The 16,240-nt window shown below is 67.6% G+C and carries 13 protein-coding genes; 11 read left to right on the forward strand and 2 right to left on the reverse strand.

The window, feature by feature from the left end; translation table 11 throughout:
* Positions 1 to 251: 251 nt before the first annotated feature.
* A complete protein-coding gene (locus BLP96_RS05185; RefSeq protein ID WP_089683815.1) occupies positions 252 to 2,777 on the forward strand; it encodes a penicillin-binding protein 1A in 2,526 nt (841 codons plus the stop codon).
* Between the two features lie 99 nt (positions 2,778 to 2,876).
* Positions 2,877 to 3,647 carry a DUF481 domain-containing protein gene (locus tag BLP96_RS05190; RefSeq protein WP_089683817.1) on the forward strand — a complete coding sequence of 257 codons (771 nt, stop codon included), beginning with the start codon at positions 2,877 to 2,879 and terminating at the stop codon, positions 3,645 to 3,647.
* 79 nt (positions 3,648 to 3,726) lie between these two features.
* Here the strand turns inward: BLP96_RS05190 and BLP96_RS05195 are convergent, their stop codons facing one another.
* Positions 3,727 to 4,998, reverse strand: a complete 1,272-nt coding sequence (locus BLP96_RS05195; RefSeq protein WP_089683819.1) for a malic enzyme-like NAD(P)-binding protein — start codon at positions 4,996 to 4,998, stop codon at positions 3,727 to 3,729.
* A gap of 214 nt (positions 4,999 to 5,212) precedes the next feature.
* Positions 5,213 to 5,428, reverse strand: a complete 216-nt coding sequence (gene rpmE / locus BLP96_RS05200) for a 50S ribosomal protein L31 (RefSeq protein ID WP_089683822.1) — start codon at positions 5,426 to 5,428, stop codon at positions 5,213 to 5,215.
* Between the two features lie 158 nt (positions 5,429 to 5,586).
* Here rpmE and BLP96_RS05205 point away from each other — a divergent pair, with 158 nt between their 5' ends.
* The 9 genes from BLP96_RS05205 to ubiB all read left to right on the forward strand — a co-directional run bounded on the left by BLP96_RS05205 (position 5,587) and on the right by ubiB (position 16,236).
* On the forward strand, positions 5,587 to 7,827 hold the full coding sequence (locus BLP96_RS05205; protein WP_089683824.1) for a primosomal protein N': 2,241 nt from the start codon (positions 5,587 to 5,589) through the stop codon (positions 7,825 to 7,827).
* A 229-nt stretch (positions 7,828 to 8,056) separates the two neighbouring features.
* The gene (argS, locus tag BLP96_RS05210; protein ID WP_089683826.1) at positions 8,057 to 9,742 is read left to right on the forward strand and encodes an arginine--tRNA ligase; all 1,686 of its coding nucleotides are present in this window, start codon (positions 8,057 to 8,059) and stop codon (positions 9,740 to 9,742) included.
* Between the two features lie 3 nt (positions 9,743 to 9,745).
* On the forward strand, positions 9,746 to 10,477 hold the full coding sequence (locus tag BLP96_RS05215; protein ID WP_089683828.1) for an SPOR domain-containing protein: 732 nt from the start codon (positions 9,746 to 9,748) through the stop codon (positions 10,475 to 10,477).
* A gap of 147 nt (positions 10,478 to 10,624) precedes the next feature.
* Positions 10,625 to 11,143 (forward strand): ATP-dependent protease subunit HslV, encoded by a 519-nt coding sequence (hslV, locus tag BLP96_RS05220; protein WP_089683830.1) that lies wholly within the window; start codon positions 10,625 to 10,627, stop codon positions 11,141 to 11,143.
* A 2-nt stretch (positions 11,144 to 11,145) separates the two neighbouring features.
* Positions 11,146 to 12,468, forward strand: a complete 1,323-nt coding sequence (hslU, locus tag BLP96_RS05225; RefSeq protein ID WP_089683832.1) for an ATP-dependent protease ATPase subunit HslU — start codon at positions 11,146 to 11,148, stop codon at positions 12,466 to 12,468.
* A 66-nt stretch (positions 12,469 to 12,534) separates the two neighbouring features.
* A complete protein-coding gene (locus BLP96_RS05230) occupies positions 12,535 to 12,918 on the forward strand; it encodes a gamma-butyrobetaine hydroxylase family protein (protein ID WP_089683834.1) in 384 nt (127 codons plus the stop codon).
* A 317-nt stretch (positions 12,919 to 13,235) separates the two neighbouring features.
* Complete coding sequence (gene ubiE, locus BLP96_RS05235) at positions 13,236 to 13,991, forward strand: bifunctional demethylmenaquinone methyltransferase/2-methoxy-6-polyprenyl-1,4-benzoquinol methylase UbiE (RefSeq protein WP_089683836.1); 756 nt, start codon at positions 13,236 to 13,238, stop codon at positions 13,989 to 13,991.
* Positions 13,991 to 14,614, forward strand: a complete 624-nt coding sequence (locus BLP96_RS05240; protein WP_089683839.1) for a ubiquinone biosynthesis accessory factor UbiJ — start codon at positions 13,991 to 13,993, stop codon at positions 14,612 to 14,614. Before ubiE ends, BLP96_RS05240 begins: the two co-directional genes overlap by 1 nt.
* Positions 14,614 to 16,236, forward strand: a complete 1,623-nt coding sequence (gene ubiB, locus BLP96_RS05245; protein ID WP_089684085.1) for a ubiquinone biosynthesis regulatory protein kinase UbiB — start codon at positions 14,614 to 14,616, stop codon at positions 16,234 to 16,236. The genes BLP96_RS05240 and ubiB overlap by 1 nt, the downstream gene beginning before the upstream one ends.
* Positions 16,237 to 16,240 lie beyond the last annotated feature (4 nt).

A 16,240-nucleotide genomic window follows, 5' to 3' on the forward strand; every position in this document is an offset into this window, starting at 1 on the left:
CCCCTGCCCAATCATGATGCGGTCATCCGCGTGTTGTGGTTCGGCCAGCTCAGCATAACGGACCAGGAAAGCCATACCTTGCCCTGCGACAAGGAGGTTACATGATATTGCCCCCGAAGGGGCAACGTCGTCGCAATGTCCCGTCAACGCTGGTGACGAGCGGCTCGGCTTCCTATAATGGCTGGCGCCAGTGACGGCACGCCATCGCACCCGCCTTACCCTACGGATTTCACCACGGATATCGCATTTTCATGAAGTGGATCAAAACCCTGACCTTTTCCGTCATTTGGCTGCTGGTATCGCTGTTCACCGCCTCTCTGCTGGGCGTGGCCGGCGCGGCCCTCTACTTCTCTCCGGGGCTGCCCGACGTGCGCCAGTTGCAGGACTTCGAACTGCATACCCCGCTGCGCATCTTCACCCGTGACGGCAAGCTGATCGGCGAATACGGCGACGAACGCCGCATGCCGGTGGAGTTCGACGGCATCCCGGAGGACTTCATCCAGGCCCTGCTGGCCGCCGAGGACGACGCCTACTTCGATCATCGCGGCGTCGATCCCAAGGGGCTGGCGCGTGCCGCCCTGGAGTTGGCCGTCAGCGGCGACATCCAGTCGGGCGGCTCCACCATCACCATGCAGGTGGCACGCAACTACCTGCTCAGCCTGGATCGCACCTTCACCCGCAAGATCCGCGAGATACTGCTGGCTCTGCAGATGGAGCAGATCCTCTCCAAGGAGGAGATCCTCGAGCTCTACGTCAACAAGATATTCCTGGGCCACCGCGCCTACGGCATCGCCGCCGCCGCCGAGGTCTACTACGACAAGCCGCTGGCCGAGCTGACCCTGGCCCAGAAGGCGATGATCGCCGGCCTGCCCAAGGCACCCTCGTCGTTCAATCCGCTGGCCAACCCCGAGCGTGCGCTGATCCGCCGCAACTGGATCCTCTACCGCATGCGCGAACTCGGCTACATCGATGCTCCCACCTACGAGGAGGCCGTCCAGGAACCGATCACCGCACGCCGTCACCGCGTGCGTGCCGAGGTGGACGCCGACTACGTGGCGGAAATGGCCCGCCAATATGCCCTGGAGCGTTTCGGCGACACCGCCTACACCGGCGGCTACCGCATCCACACCACGATCGACAGCGAACTGCAGCCCCAGGCGCGCCGGGCCCTGGCGCGCGGTCTGATCGACTACGATACCCGCCACGGCTGGCGCGGCCCCGAAGAGCGCGACATTCCCTCCGGCCTGGCCGAGGCTCAGGCACGAACCGAACGACAGGGCCTGGAGGAAGAGCTCGACGAGTCGCCGGAGATCATGGCCACCGCCCAACAGGCCGCCGAGCGCAGCCAGACCGAGGTCGAAGGGATCGACGGCGACGTCAGCAACTGGCTCGGCGTACTGGAGCGCACCCCCGGCTACGGCCCGCTCCAGCCGGCCATCGTGGTGGCCAGCGAAGGCCGCGAAATGCGCGTCATGACCCGCGGCGGCAAGCTGCGCACCCTCGACTGGGAAGGCCTGAGCTGGGCGCGAGCCTACCGTAGTCCGCGCTCCCGCGGCGCCGAGCCCAGCTCGGCCGCCGAGATCGCCGAGCGCGGCGACCTGGTGCGCATCCTCGAAGACGAAGAGGGCAACTGGCGCCTCTCGCAGCGCCCTGGTGCCGAAGGCTCCCTGGTGGTGATGGAACCGGATACCGGTGCCATCCTCGCCCTGCAGGGCGGCTTCAGTTTCTCGGCCAGCAAGTTCAACCGTGCGGTACAGGCCGAGCGGCAGTCCGGCTCGATCTTCAAGCCCTTCGTCTATCTGGCGGCCCTGGACAGCGGCCTGATGACCGCCTCGAGCGTGGTCAACGACGCTCCGGTGGTGGTCGAAGACGGCAGCAACGAACTGTGGCGTCCGGTCAATTCCAGCGGCGACTTCCTCGGCCCCACCCGGCTGCGCGAGGCGCTGGCCCGTTCGCGCAACCTGGTCACCATCCGCATTCTGCAGACGCTGGGCCTGGACACCACCATCGACTACCTGCAAGGTTTCGGGTTTGCGCCGAGCCGGCTGCCGAACGGCCTGTCACTGGCACTCGGCAGCGCCAGCCTCACCCCGCTGGAAATGACCAACGCCTACGCAGTGCTGGCCAACGGCGGCTTCCAGGTGTCGCCCTGGTTCATCCAGCGCATCACCCGTGGCAGCGACGACGAAGTGATCGAGGAAGCGCGGCCCCAGGTCGCCTGCCACGACTGCGAAGAGGGCCAGGAAGAAACCGAGCGAGACGGCAAGCGCTACCCGATAGCACCGCGCGTGGCCGATCCGACGGCGGTCTACATCCTGCGCGACATGATGCGTGACGTCATCGAGAACGGCACCGGACGCGCCGCCCTGTCCCTCGACCGCCAGGACATCGTCGGCAAGACCGGTACCACCAACGACCAGCGCGACGCCTGGTTCGCCGGCTTCAACAGCGACCTGGTGGCCACCGTTTGGGTGGGCAAGGACGACAACGACAGCATTGCCGAATACGGCGCCAATGCCGCCCTGCCGATATGGATCGATTTCATGGACGATGCCTTGGCGGATCGTCCCGAGGCCATGCCCGAGCCGCCCGAGGAACTGGTGCGCGCTCGTGTCGACCCCGATACGGGGCGTCTGCTGGCTGACGATCAGCCCGGCGGCATCAGCGAGATATTCCACCCCGACCACCTGCCGGATCGGGAACCGCGGCGCATCGAGCAGGAAGTCGAGCAGCGCAGCGGCTCCGAAGGCACCGGCAGTTATGAAGCCATCTTCTAGCCACCAAAATGCCCGGGCGACCGCGATGGCGCCCGGGCCATACCGCCCCATCGCCGCCGTTCGTCGGCGGCGAAGACCACAGCCGACGAAGAGACCGACATGTGCGACTCCACGACGCGCCGCCTACGGCACCAGTGGTTGGCGCTCTCGCTAACGGGCCTGCTGACGATCGCCGGCGGCACGGCCGCCAGCCCCTTCTATGCGCCGCCAGCCCCCGATGAGGACGCCGACGCCTTCAGCGGCGAGGCCGAGCTCGGCTACACTCATCTCTCCGGCAACACCGACAGCCAGACGCTGATCGGCAAGGGACGCCTGACCTGGCTGACCGGCAACTGGATGCACACGCTGCGTGGCGAAGTGCGCAACGTCGCGCGCGACGGCGAAACCAGCGCCGAGCAGTATCTGGTTTCCATGCGCGAACGTTACGACTTCCAGGGCCCCCACTACCTGTTCGGCTTCGGCCGCTGGGAGAAGGATCGCTTCAGCGGCTACGACCAACAGTTCACCGCCATCGCCGGCTACGGCCGTCACGTTCTCGACGGCGAACGCCATCGGCTCTCCCTGGAGGCCGGCCCCGGCTTTCGCGACGACCGCATCCGCGGTGCGGGAGACGAGACCCTGGCGGTCGCCTACACCGCCCTGGACTATCGCTGGGCGTTCTCCGACACGGCCAGTCTCGACCAGGAACTGTCCGTCGAGGCGACCGACGACAACACCACGTCGCGCTCGCTCAGTGCCATTACGGCGCGGCTCAACTCGCGGCTGGCACTGAAGCTCTCCCACGAGATCAAGCACAACTCGCAGCCACCGGCCAGCGCCGACGCCCGAACCGATCACACCACCAGCGCCTCGTTGCTCTACAGTTGGTGAAGAGAGACTCATCCAGCACGCCGCCGGCCCTGGTGGGGCCGGCGGCGTGTCTCGGGAGGGGGCAATGCGACCGAGGCCGTCAGCTGCCGTAGACGTCATCCACCGATGTCAGCGGATAGTGGGCAGGGTAGGGACGCCGCGCCACGCCGGAATCCACCGCTGCCTGGGCCACCGCCGAGGTAACCCGGTCGAGCAGCCGCACGTCCACCGGGGTGGGGATGATGTAGTCGCGGCCGAAGGCCATGCTCTCCTTCTCGTAGGCGTCCAGCACCGCCCGAGGCACCGGCTCGCGGGCCAGGTCCTTGAGCGCATGCACGGCAGCCACCTTCATCTCCTCGTTGATGCGCGTGGCGCGCACGTCGAGCGCCCCGCGGAAGATGAACGGAAAGCCCAGCACGTTATTGACCTGATTGGGGTAATCGGAACGGCCGGTCGCCATGATCACGTCCGGACGCGCATCGCGGGCAACCTCGGGGTCGATCTCGGGATCGGGGTTGGTGCAGGCGAAGACCACCGGGTCATCGGCCATCTTGCGCAGGTGCTCGGCGCTCATCAGATTGGGCCCGGAAAGTCCGATGAAGACGTCGGCTCCCTCGATGGCGTCGTCCAGCGTACGCTTGTCGGTATCGATGGCGAACATCGCCTTGTAGGGATTGAGCCCCTCGCGCCCGGCGTGGATCACCCCGCGCCGATCGAGCATCACCAGATTCTCTGCCCGCGCCCCGCAGGAAACCAGCAGCTTCATGCAGGCGATGGCCGCGGCCCCGGCGCCGAGGCACACGATCTTCGCTTCTTCCAGGCGCTTTCCGGCAATCGCCAGAGCGTTGAGCATGCCCGCCGCGGTGACGATGGCAGTACCGTGCTGGTCGTCATGGAAGACCGGGATGCTGCACTGCTCGATGAGCGTCTGCTCGATCTCGAAGCACTCCGGGGCCTTGATGTCCTCGAGATTGATGCCGCCCCAGCTGTCGGCGATGCGCGCTACGGTATCGATGAATGCCTGGGGGCTCTCGGCATTGACCTCCACGTCCACCGAATTGATGCCGGCGAAGCGCTTGAACAGCACGCCCTTGCCCTCCATGACCGGCTTGCTGGCCAGCGGCCCCAAGTTACCCAGTCCCAGGATGGCGCTGCCATCGGAGATCACCGCCACCAGATTGCCCTTGCCGGTATACCGATAGGCATTCTCCGGATCGCGGGCGATCTCGCGCACCGGTTCCGCCACGCCCGGGCTGTAGGCCAGGGAAAGGTCGCGCGCAGTGGCCGTGGGCTTGGTCAGCTCCACCGAGAGCTTTCCGGGAATGGGCTTGGCGTGATAGTCCAGCGCAGCCTGCTTCTTGGCGTCTGTCATGCTGTGGTCCGGTATCCATGTAAAGCGTGGAACGAGGGGGAAAACTAGAGTATAGAAAAACTTTCCACTCCTCAACGCGTGCCGCTCGAGCGCCGTTTCGGCGCCGTTGCGAACCGATCAGCGCCGTTTTGCGATTGCCTCTCCCGATACGCAAAAACCCGCCAGGCGGCGGGTTTCTGCGATGCGCACCGGATCTCCCGGCCGAGACGTCGGATCAGCCGCGCTTGAGGGCGGCACCGAAGCGCTTGTTGAAGCGCTCGACACGACCGCCGGTGGTCGCCTGCTTCTGCTTGCCGGTGTAGAAGGGGTGACACTGGGAGCAGACGTCCAGCGCCAGGTCGTGGCCGGCCGTGGAGCCGACCTCGAAGGTCGCACCGCACGAACAGGTTGCGGTGACCGTCTTGTAATCCGGGTGGATACCTTGTTTCATCTTGAGCCTCTTGAGCGGTATGCCGCCACCTGATCGTTGCCAGGCACCGCATACGGGTTAATCAGTCGTGGTAACCGTCACTAGCTAACCGATAGCCGCCGCAACGCCCCAGCGCCACGGCGGCGGAGCATTCTAGCAGACCCCGGGCCGGAGGCCAATTGCACGACTCCCCTACCCCAGGCGCCATCCGCGTGCTGCGCGTGGCCGTTCCCACGCCACTGCGCCGGCTGTTCGACTACCGCGCCACCGCGCCCCCGGCGGCAGGCTGGCAGCCGGGCCTGCGCGTGCGCGTGCCCTTCGGCCGCCGCCAGGTCGTCGGCGTGGTGGTGGCGTGCCGCGAGCAGGGAGAGCGCCCCTTCGGCGAGCTGAAGCCGGTGGCGGAATGCCTCGACGAAACGCCACTCCCGGCGGACTGGCTGTGGCTGTGCCACTTCACCGCTCGCTACTACCAGCATCCGCTCGGCGACACCCTGCACCAGGCATTGCCGGTGCTGCTGCGCCAGGGGCGGCCGCTGGCCGGTCGCGTGCGCGAACAATGGCTGCTCACCGACAGCGGCCGTGCCGCCGACACCCAGCGGCTCAAGCGCGCCCCCCGTCAGGCCGAACTGCTGGCGATGCTCGCCCAGCACCCCCACGGACTCGCCACCCAGGCGGTGCTGGCCCAGGGGTTCACCCGAGAACAGCTCAAGGCACTCGACGCCAAGGGGCTGGTGACGCGGCGCGAAACCCCGCGCACGGCGGCCGCCGACCCTGCCGCCGCTCACCTGCTGGGCGAGCCGGCCCTGCCGCTCAACGGCGAGCAGGCCGCAGCGCTATCGACACTCCACGCCGGTCTGGAGACCTTCCATCCCTGCCTGTTGCACGGCGTCACCGGCAGCGGCAAGACCGAGGTGTACCTGCAGCTGATCGAAGCGGTGGTGGCACGCGGCAGGCAGGCACTGGTGCTGGTACCGGAGATCGGCCTCACTCCACAGACCCTGGCGCGCTTCCGACATCGGTTCCAGGTACCCATCGTCGCCCTGCACTCCGGGCTCACCGACCATGAGCGGCTCGACGCCTGGGAGGCCGCCGCCAGCGGCCGCGCCCCCATCGTCATCGGCACCCGCTCGGCGATCTTCACGCCCCTGGCCCGCCCTGGAGCGATCATCGTCGACGAGGAGCACGACGGCTCCTTCAAGCAGCAGGAAGGGCTGCGCTACCACGCCCGCGACCTGGCCGTGGCACGTGCCCAGCGGCATGCCGTTCCGTTGCTGCTGGGCAGTGCCACTCCTTCGCTGGAGAGTCTCCATCACGCCAGCCGCGGCGACTACCGGCACCTGCGCCTGACGCGCCGCGCCACCCGCCACGCCCCGGCACGCCTGGAGCTCGTCGACATGCGCGGCCGCCCACGCCAGGGCGGGCTCGTCCCCCCCGTACTCACGGCGATTGGCGAGACGCTGGCCGCCGGTCATCAGGTGCTGGTGTTCATCAACCGCCGCGGCTTCGCTCCGACGCTGGCCTGCCACGCCTGCGGCTGGCTCGCCGAATGCGACCATTGCGATGCACGACTGACGCTGCACCGCCAGCCGCCCCTGCTGGCCTGCCACCACTGCGACAGCCGCCGAGCGCTGCCCGACGCCTGCCCCGCCTGCGGCAGCGCCGATCTGCGCCCGCTGGGCAGCGGCACCGAGCGTACCGAGGAAACCCTCGCCGCTCACTTTCCGGAGGTGCCGGTGCACCGTATCGATCGCGACAGCACGCGGCGCCGCGATGCCCTGGAGCGGATGCTGGCCGAAGTGCGCCGCGGCGAACCCTGCCTGCTGGTGGGCACCCAGATGCTCGCCAAGGGCCATCACCTGCCCCATGTGGCGCTGGTGGTGGTGGTCAACGCCGACGCCGGCCTCTACGCCAGCGACTTTCGCGCCCTGGAGCACAGCACTCAGTTGCTCGAGCAGGTGGCCGGCCGCGCCGGTCGCGCCAGCCACCCGGGCCGGGTGCTGGTACAGACCCTCCACGGCGACGACCCCCACCTGCGCATGCTGGCCGAATACGGCTACGACGCCCTGGCCGATCAGCTGCTCGAAGAGCGCCGCGCCGCCCGGCTGCCACCGTTTCGCTTCCTCGCTCTGCTGCGCCTGGAGAGCCCACAGGAGGCGGCCGTCACCGACCTCGGCCGGCACGCCGGAGAGGCGCTGCGCGCCTGGCTCACCGACCGCGAGCTGAACGTCGATTGTCTGGGGCCGGTGCCTGCCCCCATGGAATGGCGCCAGGGACGCTATCACCTTCAACTGATGCTCGGCGCCGACAAGCGCAGCCGGCTCCACGAGGCAGGCGCCTGGCTCGTTGGCTGGCTCGAGTCCAACCCCGCGGCTCGCCGGGTGCGCTGGTCGCTGGATATCGACCCGCAGACGCTTGCCTAGCCACGAGCCACGAGCCACGAGCCACGAGCTAGGCTGCTGCCCGAAGCCCGAAGCCCGAAGCCCGAAGCTAGGCTGGCAGGGTTTAAAGCCGCACCACAATTGCCGATAATGGGCGGCCGTGCCCGCTCAAGGCTCCGTTTCCATCATGCCCGCGCCCCGCCGCGAGTGCCTCGTCACCGCCGGTTCATCGGCCATTCGCAGGCCGGCGCCACAGGACAACCGACGCTTCATGAAAGAGACCATCGTCGCACTGCTCGAGGAGGCCCTCGAGACGCTCAAGCAGCAAGACACGCTGCCCGTCGACATCGACCCGACGATCAAGGTCGATCCGACCAAGGACAAGTCCCACGGCGACTATGCCACCAACCTGGCACTGATGCTGGCCAAACCCGCCGGCCGGAAGCCCCGCGAACTGGCCGAGGCGCTGGTTGCCGCGGTTCCCGCCAGCGATGCCGTGGCCAAGATCGAGATCGCCGGGCCCGGCTTCGTCAACTTCTTCGCCGCCACCGATGCCGCCGCCCAGGTAGTGCGCCAAGTGCTCGACGCCGGCGATGCCTTCGGTCGCAGCCTCGTCGGCCAGGGCCAGAAGGTCCAGGTGGAGTTCGTCTCCGCCAACCCCACCGGCCCGCTGCACGTGGGCCACGGTCGCGGCGCCGCCATCGGCGACTGCCTCGCCCGCCTGCTCGAGGCGACCGGCTTCGAGGTCACGCGCGAGTTCTACTACAACGACGCAGGCGCCCAGATCGCCAACCTGGCACTCTCGGTGCAGGCGCGTGCCAAGGACGTCCAACCCGATAGTCCCGCCTGGCCCGCCGACGGCTACCGTGGCGACTACATCGTCGAGGTGGCCAAGGACTACCTGGCCGGCCAGACCGTGCACGCCGACGACCGTCACGTGACCGCCAAGGGCGACCCGGACGACCTCGATGCCATCCGAGAGTTCGCCGTGGCCTGGCTGCGCCGCGAGCAGGATCTCGACCTCAAGGCCTTCGGCGTCGAATTCGACGTCTACTTCCTGGAATCCTCGCTCTACGAAGAAGGCAAGGTCGAGGCTGCGGTGGAGCGCCTGATCGCGGGGGGGCACACCTACGAGCAGGACGGCGCACTGTGGCTGCGCACCACCGACTTCGGTGACGACAAGGATCGCGTCATGCGCAAGTCCGATGGCAGCTACACCTACTTCCTTCCCGACGTGGCCTACCACCTGGACAAGTGGCAGCGCGGTTTCACCACCGTGATCAACGAGCAGGGCGCCGATCACCACTCCACCGTGACCCGGGTACGCGCCGGTCTGCAAGCGCTCGAAGTCGGCATCCCGCAGGGCTGGCCCGACTACGTGCTGCACCAGATGGTGATGGTCACCCGCTCCGGTGTGGAGGTGAAGCTCTCCAAGCGTGCCGGTAGCTACGTCACGCTGCGCGACCTGATCGACGAGGTGGGCCGCGACGCCACGCGCTTCTTCCTGGCCGCCCGCCGGGCCGACTCGCAGCTCACCTTCGACATCGACCTGGCGCGCTCGCAGTCCAACGACAATCCCGTCTACTACGTGCAGTACGCCCATGCGCGGGTGTGCAGCATGCTGCGCAAGGCCGAGAGCGATGGCACACCCTTCGACCATGACCTGGCGATGGTCAGCCTGGCCCGTCTCGACGCCGATCAGGAGAAGGCGCTGATGAATCGCCTGGCACGTTTCCCCGAGGTGGTGACCCATGCCGCCACCGCACGGGAACCGCAGCAGGTCGCCCAGTACCTGCTGGACCTGGCCGCCGATTTCCACACCTGCTACAACGCGGTCAAGGTGATGGTCGAGGATGACGAACTGCGCAACGCCCGTCTGGCCCTGGGGCTCGCGACCCGACAGGTGCTGCGCAACGGCCTCGACCTGATGGGCGTCAGCGCACCCGAGGAGATGTAACCCATGGCTCGCCGTCCTGCCCCCAAGAAACGCGGCGCCAGCACCCGCCGGCGCACCTCACGGCGCCGCGAGGGCTGGCGCCTGCCCGGCTGGGCGTGGGGCCTCGGCGGATTGGTGGCGGGCTTCCTGCTCGCCCAGCACCAGCACGGCACGGCGCCTTGGCAGGAAGGCCACGACTCGCCGCTGGCCACCCTGTTGCCGCGATCGGCACCGCCGGAGCCGGAGACGTCCGAGCCTGCAGCGCCCGCTCAGGAAGCCAGCGAGCCACGCATGCCCACCTTCGAGTTCTATACCCTCCTGCCGGAATCGGAGGTGATCGCTCCGCGCGGCGAGGTCGGCGCCCCGGCGCCCCCGGCTTCGCCCGACCGGGAGTCCACCAGCGAACCCGCGGGAGAGGGCGACCCCATCGCCCAGATCATCGCTGCCAACCAGATTCCCGAAGACGCCGAGGACGGCGATGACGCCCCCGAAGGCGATGCCGGCACTGACACTGCGGGCACTCGCTACATGCTGCAAGCTGCCTCCTTCCGCGAGTCCGGCGACGCCGAGCAGTTGAGCGACCGCCTGCGCGACCTCAGCCTGGTGGCCCAGGTCAGCCAGGTTCAGACCAGCGGCGGCGAAACCTGGCATCGCGTCCAGGTGGGACCCTACGACGACACCCGCGAGCTCAATCGCGCCCAGGACCTGATGGTGACGCAAGGGATCGAGCCCCTGCTGATCCGCCTGCAGAACTGAGGACAAACTCCTGGATTATCGCTGCCGACTCCATCCTTGAATTCGGGCCGTGGCGCCCGCACCTCCTGTGAAGTTCACCCGCGGCGCCCGCAGGCGCCGAAAGTCATCGGGAGCTGGGATCGAGCTCCCCGTTTCGGAGTTCTCTGAATGACCACCATCGTTTCCGTGCGTCGCGGCGATCAGGTCGCCCTGGCGGGCGACGGCCAGGTATCGCTGGGCAACACCGTGATGAAGGGCAACGCCAGCAAGGTGCGACGGCTCTATCGCGGCGAGGTGCTGGCCGGCTTCGCCGGCGGCACCGCCGACGCCTTCACTCTGTTCGAACGTTTCGAAGCGCAGCTCGAGAAACACCAGGGCAACCTGGTCAAGGCCGCCGTGGAGCTGGCCAAGGACTGGCGTACCGACCGCGCGCTGCGTCGCCTCGAGGCACTGCTCGCCGTGGCCAACAAGGACGCCTCGCTGATCATCACCGGCAACGGTGACGTGGTGGAGCCCGAACGTGGCATCATCGCCATCGGCTCGGGCGGCAACTACGCCCTGGCAGCCGCCCGCGCCCTGCTCGAGAACACCGACCTCACGGCCCGCGAGATCACCGAGAAGTCGCTCGATATCGCCGGCGACATCTGCGTGTTCACCAATCACCACGTCACCCTCGAAGAGCTCTGATCATGACCCAGATGACCCCTCGCGAGATCGTCCACGCCCTGGACCAGTACATCATCGGGCAGCAGGAGGCCAAGCGTGCCGTGGCCATCGCCCTGCGCAACCGCTGGCGGCGCATGCAGCTCGATGACGACCTGCGCACCGAGGTGACGCCCAAGAACATCCTGATGATCGGCCCCACCGGGGTGGGCAAGACCGAGATCGCCCGCCGCCTGGCCAAGCTGGCCCGGGCGCCCTTCATCAAGGTCGAGGCGACCAAGTTCACCGAGGTGGGCTATGTGGGCCGCGACGTCGAGTCGATCGTGCGCGACCTCACCGAAGCGGCCTTCAAGCTGGTGCGCGAACAAGCCAAGGAAGAGGTGCGTCACCGCGCCGAGGACGCCGCGGAGGATCGCATCCTCGATGCCCTGCTGCCGCCGCCCCGCGGCCAGGAGGACCAGCCGCGCCAGGACAGCGGCACCCGCCAGACCTTCCGCAAGAAGCTTCGCGAGGGGCAGCTCGACGACAAGGAGATCGACATCGAGATCACTCCCCAGGGCCCGGGCATCGACATCATGACGCCGCCGGGCATGGAGGAGATGACCAGCCAGCTGCAGAACCTGTTCGCCGGCATGGGCAAGCAGAAGACCGAGACCCGCCGCGTAGCGGTGAAGGACGCCTTCGCTCTGCTGCGCGACGAGGAGGCCGCCAAGCTGGTCAACGAGGAGGAGATCAAGCACCGTGCCATCGAGGCGGTGGAGCAGCACGGCATCGTCTTCCTCGACGAGATCGACAAGGTCGCCAAGGGCAGCGGCCAGTCGAGCGGCGGCGAGGTCTCCCGCGAAGGCGTGCAGCGCGACCTGCTGCCGCTGATCGAGGGCTCCACGGTTTCCACTAAGCACGGCATGGTGCGTACCGACCACATCCTGTTCATCGCCTCGGGCGCCTTCCATCTGTCGCGTCCCTCGGACCTGATCCCCGAGCTGCAGGGTCGGCTGCCGATCCGCGTCGAACTCGATGCGCTCTCCCCCGACGACTTCAAGCGCATCCTCACCGAGCCATCCGCCTCGCTGACCAAGCAATACCAGGCGCTGCTCGCCACTGAAGGGCTCGAGGTCGAATTCACCGGCGACGGCATCGAACGCATCGCCGAGATCGCCTGGAAGGTCAACGAAGGTACCGAGAACATCGGCGCACGGCGGCTGCACACGGTCATGGAACGCCTGCTCGAGGAGGCCTCGTTCCAGGGCTCGGGCATCGGCAGCCCCCTGACCATCGACGCCGCCTACGTGGACTCGCAGCTCGGCGAACTGGCCATGGACGAAGATCTGTCGCGGTATATTCTGTAAGCCACGGGCTTCGGGCCACGAGCCGCTCGAAGCTCGAAGCTCGAAGCTCGAAGCCAGGAGTCAGCCATGTCCGCCCCCATTCCCAGCAACGTTCACTACCACAAGCAGGCCCGCGAACTGGAGCTGAGCTATCCGAATGGCGAGCACTACCGGCTGTCGGTGGAGTACCTGCGCGTCTTCTCGCCCTCCGCCGAGGTACGCGGCCACGGCCGCGGCCAGGAGACGCTGCAGGTCGGCAAGAAGTTCGTGGGGCTCAAGAACGTCACGCCCACCGGGCGCTATGCGCTCAAGCTGCACTTCGACGACGGCCACGACAGCGGCCTCTACAGCTGGGATTACCTGTGGTGGCTGATCGAGAATCGCGAGGCCAACTGGGCCGACTACCTGCAGCGCCTGGAGGAAGCCGGCGCCAGCCGCGAGCCGCTGGGCATCGAGATCAAGCAGCTGTAGAGCACTACGCGGGACGCCGGGGATAGCTCGAAGGGGCGCTACATTCGACAGGGGTGAGGAGCGCAGCTCCGAACGGGTTGGCCATGGATGGCCAACCCAGGTCCTGCAAGCGAAGCAGGGATGCGAGAGCGCAGCAGGGCGAATGTAGCGCCCATGGAGGGGTTCGCAGCGCCTCCCCGCAGAGCTATCGCCGGCACAGGCCCGTGTGGTGATGCCCCACTCCCGTCAAGACAATCGCCGCCGGGGAAGGCTACAATATCGCGCATTCGAGGCCGGCAGGCCTGTCGATCACCGCAGCGATTCGGGAGCCCCACGGCATGAGCCCCAGCGACAAGCGCACCACCCACTTCGGCTACCAGGAAGTCCCGGTCGAGGAAAAGGCCTCGCGAGTGGCCCATGTCTTCCACTCCGTGGCGGCCCGCTACGACGTCATGAACGACCTGATGTCGCTGGGCATCCATCGCCTGTGGAAGCGCCTCACCATCGAACGCGCCGGCGTGCGCCCCGGCCACAGCGTACTCGACATCGCCGGCGGAACCGGCGATCTGACGCTCAAGTTCTCTCGTCTGGTGGGCCCGCGCGGGCGCGTGGTGCTGGCCGACATCAACGAGTCGATGCTGCGCGTGGGGCGCGACAAACTGCTCGACAACGGCGTGGGCGGCAACGTCGAGTACGTCCAGGCCAACGCCGAGGCCCTGCCGTTTCCCGACAACACCTTCGATTGCATCACCATCGCCTTCGGGCTGCGCAACGTCACCGACAAGGACGCCGCGCTGCGCTCCATGACCCGCGTGCTAAAGCCCGGAGGACGCCTGCTGGTGCTGGAGTTCTCCCAGCCGGTCAATCCGTTGCTCTCCAAGGCCTACGACGAGTACTCCTTCCGCCTGCTGCCGCGCATGGGCCAGCTGGTGGCGGGCGACGCCGACAGCTACCGCTATCTGGCCGAGTCGATCCGCGTGCATCCCGACCAGGAGACCCTCAAGGGCATGATGGAGGCCGCCGGTCTGGAACGGGTGGAATACACCAACCTCACCGGCGGCATCGTCGCCCTGCACCGCGGCATCAAGCTGTGATGTTGCTGCTGGCCGGCATCGAGCGCACGCTCAACGCCCTGCTCGCCCGCGACCCCGCGGCTCCTGCACGCCTGGCTCGCCTGGCCGGCAATCGCATCGTGCTGCGCTTCGAGCAGCCCCGATTCGAGCTGCTGATGGCCTTCCATGCCCAGGGCGTGGACCTGATACGTCTGGAAGGTGGCGACGACACGACCGCCGACGCCGTGGTGGAGCTCGATGCCGAGACCCTCGGCGAGTTGCTGGGCGGTGCCTCCATGGAGCGTCTGATGTTCCAGGGCCGACTCGCCGTGCGCGGCCAGGTTCACCAGCTCGAGGCCGTTCGCGAGCTGGTGCTCGATCTCGACCTGGACTGGGAAGCCGAACTCGCTCACTGGCTCGGCGACATGCCGGCTCACGGCCTGGCCGAAGGCCTGCGCGGGCTGGCCCACTGGGGAGCGCGCACCCGGCGCGAGCTCTCCGCCGACATCGCCGAATACGTCTTCGAAGAGGCCCGCCTGCTGCCCGGCCGCCATCAGCTCGACAACCTGCGCGATCACCTCACCGAGCTGGAAGTGGCCACCGACCGCGTGGCGGCGCGCCTCGACCGACTCCGCCGCCGTCTCGACGAAGGGGATGGCTCATGATGGCCCTGCGACTCTTCCGCATCTTCTGGGTGATCACGCGCTATCGCCTCGATACGCTGTTGCCGCTGGAACGCCTGCCCTGGCCGCTACGTCTGCTGTTCGCCCTCTCCCCGCTGCGGCTGATACCGCTCGGCCACCACTCCCGCGGCGAGCGCCTGCGCCTGGCCCTCGAATCGCTGGGCCCCATCTTCGTCAAGTTCGGACAGCTGCTCTCCACGCGCCGCGACCTACTGCCGGAAGACATCGCCGACGAACTCAGGCGCCTGCAGGACCAGGTCCCTCCCTTCCCCGGCGCCGAGGCCCGAGCGCTGGTCGAGGAAGAACTGGAGCTGCCGCTGAATCTCGCCTTCGCCCACTTCGAACCCGACCCCCTGGCCTCGGCGTCCATTGCCCAGGTGCACGCCGCCCGGTTGCACAGCGGCGAAGAGGTGGTCGTCAAGATCATCCGCCCCGGCATCGAGCGGGTGATGCGCCAGGACATGGCGTTGATGTATCGCTTCGCCGCCGTGCTGGCACGCATTCCCGAGGCGCGCCGTCTGCGACCGGTGGAGGTGGTGCGCGACTACGAGGCCACCCTGTTCGACGAGCTGGATCTCTACAAGGAAGCCGCGAATACCTCCCAGCTCAAACGCAACTTCAAGAATTCGCCGCTGCTGTTCGTGCCTGGCATCCACTGGCCCCACACGCGCCGGCGGGTGATGGTTCAGGAACGCATCTACGGCATCCCGGTGGCCGACACGGCCGCGCTGAAGGCCCAGGGCACCGACCTCAGGAAACTCGCCGAACGCGGTGTGGAAATCTTCTTCACCCAGGTGTTCCGCGACAACTTCTTCCATGCCGACATGCACCCCGGCAACATCTTCGTCTCCCGCGAGCACCCCGCAGACCCCCAGTACATCGCCATCGACTGCGGCATCGTCGGCAGCCTCACTCGCGAGGACCAGGACTACCTGGCCCGCAACCTGCTGGCGTTCTTCCATCAGGACTACTACGAAGTAGCGGCCTTGCACATCGAGTCCGGCTGGGTGAGCGAGGATACCCGCGCCAACGAGTTCGCCGCCGCCATCCGCACGGTGTGCGAACCGATCCTCGAGAAGCCGCTCAAGGACATTTCCTTCGGTCAAGTGCTGCTGGGACTCTTCCAGACCGCGCGCCGCTTCAACATGGAGGTGCAGCCACAGCTGGTGCTGCTGCAGAAGACCCTGCTCAACATCGAGGGGCTGGGACGCCAGCTCTATCCTGATCTCGACCTGTGGACCACCGCCAAACCCTACCTGGAGCGCTGGATGAAGGAGCGCGCCGGTGTCGGAGGCCTGTGGGATTCGCTCAAGCGCCAGGCTCCGGAACTGTCGCGCCAGCTGCCTGAGCTCCCGGTGCTCGCCCACCAGGCGCTCACCCAGGTCGAACACGAGCGGCGCCAGCGCCATCGCCAGGCCACGGCCGTCACACGCATCGGCGCCGAACTCCGCCAGGGGCGTCGCAGCCGGCGCCGCCTGCGCCTGGGGCTGCTGCTGATCGCCTTCGCACTGGCCTGGCAGCCGTTGCTGGAGTGGACCGCCGACCAGCCCCTGACGGTGCTGGGCGCCGGCATCATCGGGCTGGGCCTGCTGCTCTGGCAGTGACCTT

The organism is Billgrantia gudaonensis (assembly GCF_900100195.1).
Classification (GTDB): Bacteria; Pseudomonadota; Gammaproteobacteria; order Pseudomonadales; family Halomonadaceae; genus Halomonas; species Halomonas gudaonensis.